We start from the raw sequence: 6,772 nt of genomic DNA on the forward strand, positions 1-6,772 counted from the left end.
CCTGCACCACCACTTCGACCCGCTGCACCGGCGAGCATTGGACAGGGCGGTGGTTTCGATGTGCGCGTGAGAACGGCGCGGTTCACCACTGGTACGGCAGGAACTTGCCGTCCAAGGTGACCACGACGCGGTCGCCCTGCGGGTCTTCAGCGCGACGGACGTCGAGCCGGAAGTTGATCGCGCTCATGATGCCGTCACCGAATTCCTCGTGGATCAGTTCCTTGATGGTCGGCCCGTACACCTGCAGCACCTCGTAGAGCCGGTACATCGTCGGGTCGGCGGGCACCTGCGCGTCCAGCGCGCCCCGAGTGGGCTGGACGCGCAGCGCGAGAGCGACCTCCCGGTCCAGTTCGAGCAACTCCGCGGCGGCGTTCGCCTCGGCCTCGCCCATCGGGTGCTGGCCGAGCAGCGCCGCCGTGGTCCAGGCGACCGGCCTGCCCACCGCCTCGGCCAGCTGCGCCCAGGTCAGGCCCAGTTCGGTCTTCTGCGACCGGACCGCGGCCGCGGCATCCTGCTTACTGATCATGTCCGCTCCCCTTCCCCGGAAAACCCGGGACAGGCAGGACGATCGCGATCGCACAACACCGCCCGTCCCGCACGACATCGCTCAATCCGGACACATTCTCGGCCGAAACGGCGTGGTTCGTGCTGCGAGCACGCGGCATCGCGGTCCATGCATCGGCCGCACCCGCCGGTTTTCTGCGTCCGCGCCTTCTAGCTGAGGTTCCGCTACCTGACCCACTGCGCAAGCCAACTTCGGAGGCACTCCACAGGCGCGGTTCGTCCCGTTCGGCTCCACCCGGCCGAGGCGGCGGGTCGCCGCTAGCCTGCGAAAGCACGAGCCGTTCTCGGAAGGAGCTCGCCTCGTGACTGAGCCGCGCCGCCTGCTGCTGGTCAGCGCCACCATCGGGGAAGGGCACAACGCCACCGCGCGAGCCGTCGAGGAGGCCGCCCGGCGATCGTGGCCGGGCTGCGAGGTGTCCTGGCTCGACGCACTGCGGGCGATGGGGCCTTGGGTGCCGCGAACGTTCGGCCGGATCTACGTGACCAACGTGCAGTCCACGCCATGGCTCTACGACTTCTTCTACGCCGCGCTGTGGCGGCAACGCTGGTTCGCCAACGGCTGCCGCCGCTTCGTCGGTGCCTGGGCGGGCCGCAGGCTGCGCCCGCTGCTGGCCGACGAACGCCCGGACCTGATCGTGTCCACCTACCCCATGGGCACCGCCGGTCTGGCCTGGTTGCGCGCCCGCGGCGAACTGCGGACTCCGGTCGCGGCGGTGATCTCCGACTTCGCCCCGCACCCGTTCTGGGTCTACTCCGCGATCGACCGGCACTACGCCATGAGCGAGGTCAGCGCAGGGGCAGCCGATCTCGCCGAACCGGCGGCGGTCAACACCGTCAGCGCACCGCCCGTCGTCGCCGCGTTCCACCCGCGGGACAAGGCCGAAGCACGCCGCGCCTGCGGTCTCCCGCAGGCCGGTTTCGTGGTGCTGATCTCGTGCGGCTCACTGGGTTTCGGCTCCGTCGACCGCGCCGTCGAGGCAGCGCTGCGCGCCGGGACCGATCAGGTCGTGGTCGTGTGCGGGCACAACGACACCTTGCGCGACCGGTTGCTGCGCCGTGCCGAGCGCGACTCCCGGATCGACCCGCTGGGCTGGGTCGACGACATGGCCACGCGCACCGCGGCGGCCGACGTCGTGGTGACCAATGCCGGGGGCGCCACCGCGCTGGAAGCACTCGCCTGCGCCCGCCCGGTCCTCATGTTCGAACCCATCGCCGGGCACGGCCGCGCCAACGCCGAGCTGATGGAACGCGCCGGTCTGGCCGAACTCTGCGACGACGAGCCCGCGCTGGCGCAGGCGCTGGACCGGCTCGCCACCGAGCCCGGCGAGCTGCACAACGCCGAGCAGCGGATGCTCCGGCACCTGCGGGACACCGGCGAGTTCGCCGACCAGGTGGCCGATATGGCGAACCTGGATCCCGCCGTGCCCGAGCGGATGCGCGCTCAGGACACGTTCTTCGTGCACGTCACGACCCCGCAGGTTGCACAGCAGACCGGCGCCGTGTTGTCGCTGCGCGGACCGGCGGCCGGCGCGGAATGGGGCGCCGAGCTCGCCGCGCGGGTCAGCGAACGGATCGCCGCCCGTGCGCCCGAACTGCCGATGGTCAGCAAGCGGCTGGTCACCCGCCGGCACCGCGAACCGCACTGGGTGCCGGTCCGGCGACTCGCACCTGAGCAGCACCTGCGGCGGATCACGCTCGGCGAGCACGACGATCAGGAGTCCGCGGAGCGCGAGTTCTTCAGCACGCCGTTGCCCACCGACCGCCCACCATGGGAGATGGCCGTGCTGCACCGGCCCGGCTCCGGCGACTCGGCGCTGCTGGTGAAGATGCACCACTCGCTCGGCGACGGGTTGGTGATGACCTCGACGCTGCTGCGGCTGCTGTGCGACGAGGTCCCCGATCTGCCGGAGCAGCCCCGGCCCGCGATTCCACGCCTGCGGTACGTCACGGCGGTGTTGCGCGGCATGCTGAGCCTGGTCACCGCAGGCCCGGCCCCGCGCGGCGGCCTCGGCGGACGCAGCACCGGAGCACGCCGCTTCGCCTGGAAAGAGCTCGACGCCGCCGAGGTCGAGGCCGAAGCCCGCGCGAACGGCGTATCCCGCAGCGCGTTGCTGCTCGGCATGGTGGCCGAAGCGCTGCACCGCTTGGACGAGAACAACACACACCAGCGGAACTTCCGCACCATGGTGCCCAGGAAGGCCCGTCCCGGCACCGAAGACTTCGGCAACCACGCGGTCGCGGTGACCGTCGACCTGCCCATCGGCCCCATGTCCCCGCGGCGACGGCTCGCCGAAGTCGCCGCCCGGCTCGACCGCGCGCAGCACCGCGGGCAGCCGCAGGCCAGCGAAGCCGTGTTGCGGGGTCTGCGCCTGCTGCCCGCTCCGCTGCACCGCTGGGTCTGCCGCAGGATCTACGGACGCAACTTCTTCCAGGCGATCGTCTCGATCATGCCGGGGCACCGGACGCCGGTGCACATCGCCGGAGCGCTGCTGCGCACCGTGTACCCGGTCTTGCCGCTGGCCGATGGCATGGCGCTGGCGATCGGGACCATCGGGTGGGGAAGAACCGTCGGAGTCGCGCTCACCACCGACGCGGCGCTGCTGCCCGACGTGGACAAGCTCGCCGACCAGCTCCCGAGCGCCTTCGCCGCACTGCGGCTCGGCGCGCAGGAGGGCGCGTGACCTCCACCGGGAGCCAGTTGTTCATCGCGGTGCCCGCCGCGCTGGCGGGCGCCGCCGGGTTCGGGCTGGCCAGCGCCGTGCAGCAACGCGCGACCAAGCAGGTGCCCACCACCCGCACGCTGGATCCCCGGCTGCTGTGGCAACTGGTGCGCAAACCGATCTGGCTGCTGAGCATCGGCACCGTGATCGTCGGGCTGTCCTTGCAGGTCGTGGCGCTCGCGTTCGGTCCGCTGGTGCTGGTGCAGCCGCTGCTGGTCACCGCGGTGCTGTTCGGCGCGGTCTTCGCGGCCTGGATGGCGCACCGCCGGTTGGACCGGGTCCTGGTGCTCGGCGCGCTCGCGGTCGCCGTCGGGTTGGCGGTGTTCCTGCTGCTGGCGCGGCCGAGCGGGCAAGGTGAGGGGTTCACCGGCTCCGGAGTGTTCCCGCTCGCGGCGGTGCTGGTGCTGATCGTGCTGGGTTGCCTGCTCGCCGCCGGGCGGTTCCGCGGTGAGCTCCGGGTGCTGGCGCTGGCCCTGGCGACAGGCGTGCTCTACGGCGTCACCGCCGGATTGATCAAGGTCGTGGCCGGGCAGATCCGGCAGGGCGGCCTCGCCGAACCGTTCGGCCACCCCACCCTCTACGTCGTGTGCGCGCTGGGGCCGGTGGGGTTCCTGCTCAGCCAGAACACCTTCCAGCAGGGCCGGTTCATCTCCCCGGCACTGGCGGTGATCACCGCGGTCGATCCGCTGGTGGGCATCGCGATCGGGGTGAACTGGCTCGGCGAGCGGGTCGTGGCGAGCCCGTACGCACTGGCAGGTGAAGTGCTCGCGGCGGTGCTGCTGCTGGTCGGCATCTGGGTGCTGACCCGGCGCGGCGAACACCTGCGCCGGATCGCGGCCCGGAATTCCGGGTCCGGATGAGGTGGCCTCCGCGGCGCGCCCTGATCACCGGGGGTTCCTCGGGCATCGGAGCGGCGCTGGCGATCGAGCTGGCCGCCGCCGGGTGCGAGCCGCTGCTGGTGGGGCGCGACGCCGACCGGCTCGGCGCGCTGGCGCGCCGCACCGGTGGCCGCCCGCTGCGCGCCGACCTGACCGTTCGGGACGAGCTGGCCCGGGTCGCCGATGCGGCCGCCGGAGTCGAGCTGCTGATCAACAACGCCGGGGCGGGCTGGCACGGCCCGCTGGGCGCGATGACCGCCGGGCAGATCAGCGACCTGGTAGCGCTGAACCTGACCGCTCCGATGGAGCTGACCAGGGCCGCGATGCCGGAACTGAGCCATCGCGGCGGGCAGGTCGCGTTCGTCTCGTCCATCGCGGCCGTCGGCGTGCACCACGAGGCCGCCTACGCGGCGACGAAGGCCGGGCTGCGGGCGTTCGCCGACAGCATCCGCGCCGAGGGCGTGCCGGTCACCACCGTGCTGCCGGGCGCGGTGCGCACCGGCTTCTTCGACCGGCGCGGCGCGTACACCCGCCGGTTCCCGCGCCCGATCCCGCCGGAACAGGTGGCCCGCGTGCTGCTGACCGCCATCGAGCGGGAAACGCCAGAGGTGTTCGTGCCATCCTGGCTGGGCCTGGCTTCGCGGGTGCGCGGCGCCCTGCCGGGAACCTTCCGCTTGCTCGCGCGCCGCTTCGGCTGAAGCGCGAAAACGGCACCGCCCCGAGGGACGGTGCCGTTCGTCGACGAAGGCTCAGGCGGGCACGGCCTTGCGGGAGAAGCGCAAGGTGATCCCCTCGCCGTGCAGCTCCCGGCGCAGCCACCACACCGACGCCACCGCGGCCACCGCCACGAGGCTGAACGAGCCCGCCGTGCTGGCCAGCAGGAAGTGCCCGATCGTCGCCTGCGCCAGCGCCCACAGCGTGGTGAACCCGTTGATCGTGAACACCAGCGCCCACAGCAGCGACACCCGCCGGAAGAACCTCTGCACCCGCGCGTTGCCGATCAGCGACGGTGGAAGCACGCAGAAGTCGTCGGCGAGCTTGGCGATCAACGTCCGCTCGAACAGCAGCGAACCCAGGAACAACAACGCCACGAAGAAGTTCTGCAGGCTCGGTTCCAGGAAGTACAGGAACGAGCTGCCGGTCGCGAACCCGACGACGGTGCGGACCACCAGGATCCCGGTGGTCAGCAGCAGCACCATCGGGATCTTCACCCGCAATACCGCTCGCACCGCGACGGCGCCCACTCCCCAGACGAGCGCGGCGATGAGACCGCCGGTCAGGCCGGTGAGGTTGAACAGGACATAGAACAGCGCAAGCGGCGCGATCACCGTCTCGCCGAGGTGTTTGGCCGCGTGCCAGAGGTGCGCGGAAAGCGCGTCGAGGTGAATCACCTGCGAGGGCTTCTGCATTCGTATCGGTCCGTACGTCGGGGGCCGTTGGCCCCTACCGTAACCAGCACGCCGGGACTACCGACGAACAGGGGTGACTCACGTCACCCGCGCAGCGCCCGTATGGACTCGCGCAGTGAACCCATCGTGGCCATCACGGCCGTCGGCTCGTAGCCGCAGTGCGCCATGCAATTGGCGCAGCGCGAGTCGCGCCCGCGACCGTAAGCCTCCCAGTCCGTCTCCTCCAACAGCTCCCGGTAGCTCTGCGCGTAGCCGTCGGCCATCAGGTAGCAGGGCCGCTGCCAGCCATATAGCGAGTAGGACGGGATGGCCCACGCGGTGCAGCCGAAGTCGACCTTGCCCTCCAGGAAGTCCAGGAACTTCGGCGAGTGGTTGAACCGCCACTTGCGGCGCCTGCCATCGGCGAAAACCTTCTTGAACAGCTCCCGGGTCTCGGTGACGCCGAGGAAGTGGTCCTGGTCCGGCGCCTTGTCGTAGGCGTAGGCGGGCGAGAGCATCATCTGGTCCACGTCGAGCTCGTTGTTGAGGTAGTCCAGCACCTCGATCACCGAGGACGGCGTGTCGGTGCTGAAGAACGTGCTGTTCGTGGTGATCCGGAACCCGCGCTGCTGCGCGTCCTTGATGTTGTCGACCGCTTGCGCGAACACGCCCTCCTTGCACACCGAGGCGTCGTGGCGCTCTTGCAGCCCGTCGACGTGCACCGCCCACGAGAAGTACGGGGACGGCGTGAACTTGTCGATCTTGCGCGGCATCAGCAGCGCGTTGGTGCACAGGTAGACGAATTTCTTGCGCTTGACCAGCTCGTCGACCAGCACCTCGATCTCGGGGTGCATCAGCGGCTCGCCGCCTGCGATGGAGACCACCGGGGCACCGCATTCCTCGACCGCGGCCAGCGCCCGGTCGACCGGCATCCGCTGCTTGAGGACGCTCGCCGGGTGCTGGATCTTGCCGCACCCCGCGCAGGCGAGGTTGCAGGCGAACAACGGCTCCAGCTCCAGGGTCAGCGCGAACTTCTTCCGGCCCGCGAGCTTCTGCCGCACTAGGTAGGCGCCGACGCGAGCGGCCTGGCGCATCGGAATGCCCATGGCTGCACCTCCTGACTGCTTCTGGTGTTTGCGGATCAGTCCCGGTGCGCCACCGCGGGCGCGCGTTCCGGGTCGGCCGCCCACTCCGCCACCGCGGGTGTGAGGCGGCGCAGCCG

The 6,772-nt window shown here is 70.9% G+C and carries 6 protein-coding genes; 3 read left to right on the forward strand and 3 right to left on the reverse strand.

Annotated features, from left to right (window positions below; genetic code table 11):
* Positions 1–82: 82 nt before the first annotated feature.
* A complete protein-coding gene (gene cynS, locus IJH84_RS16645; protein WP_295146016.1) occupies positions 83–526 on the reverse strand; it encodes a cyanase in 444 nt (147 codons plus the stop codon).
* Between the two features lie 340 nt (positions 527–866).
* Here cynS and IJH84_RS16650 point away from each other — a divergent pair, with 340 nt between their 5' ends.
* Genes IJH84_RS16650 through IJH84_RS16660 form a run of 3 tightly spaced genes read left to right on the forward strand, consistent with a single transcriptional unit; the run spans position 867 to position 4,860 of the window.
* On the forward strand, positions 867–3,245 hold the full coding sequence (locus tag IJH84_RS16650) for a WS/DGAT domain-containing protein (RefSeq protein WP_295146018.1): 2,379 nt from the start codon (positions 867–869) through the stop codon (positions 3,243–3,245).
* Entirely contained in the window at positions 3,242–4,144 is a 903-nt protein-coding gene (locus IJH84_RS16655) for a DMT family transporter (protein ID WP_295146021.1), read from the forward strand. Before IJH84_RS16650 ends, IJH84_RS16655 begins: the two co-directional genes overlap by 4 nt.
* A complete protein-coding gene (locus IJH84_RS16660; RefSeq protein WP_295146023.1) occupies positions 4,141–4,860 on the forward strand; it encodes an SDR family oxidoreductase in 720 nt (239 codons plus the stop codon). The genes IJH84_RS16655 and IJH84_RS16660 overlap by 4 nt, the downstream gene beginning before the upstream one ends.
* A 51-nt stretch (positions 4,861–4,911) precedes the next feature.
* Here IJH84_RS16660 and IJH84_RS16665 read toward each other — a convergent pair whose 3' ends face one another.
* Together IJH84_RS16665 and hpnH are read right to left on the reverse strand one after the other, a co-directional pair.
* Positions 4,912–5,571 (reverse strand): VC0807 family protein, encoded by a 660-nt coding sequence (locus IJH84_RS16665; RefSeq protein ID WP_233627179.1) that lies wholly within the window; start codon positions 5,569–5,571, stop codon positions 4,912–4,914.
* 83 nt (positions 5,572–5,654) lie between these two features.
* Positions 5,655–6,656 carry an adenosyl-hopene transferase HpnH gene (gene hpnH, locus IJH84_RS16670; protein WP_200069506.1) on the reverse strand — a complete coding sequence of 334 codons (1,002 nt, stop codon included), beginning with the start codon at positions 6,654–6,656 and terminating at the stop codon, positions 5,655–5,657.
* Positions 6,657–6,772: the final 116 nt, after the last annotated feature.

This window comes from Saccharopolyspora sp., from assembly GCF_017434145.1.
GTDB classification, from domain to species: domain Bacteria; phylum Actinomycetota; class Actinomycetes; order Mycobacteriales; family Pseudonocardiaceae; genus Saccharopolyspora_C; species Saccharopolyspora_C galaxeae.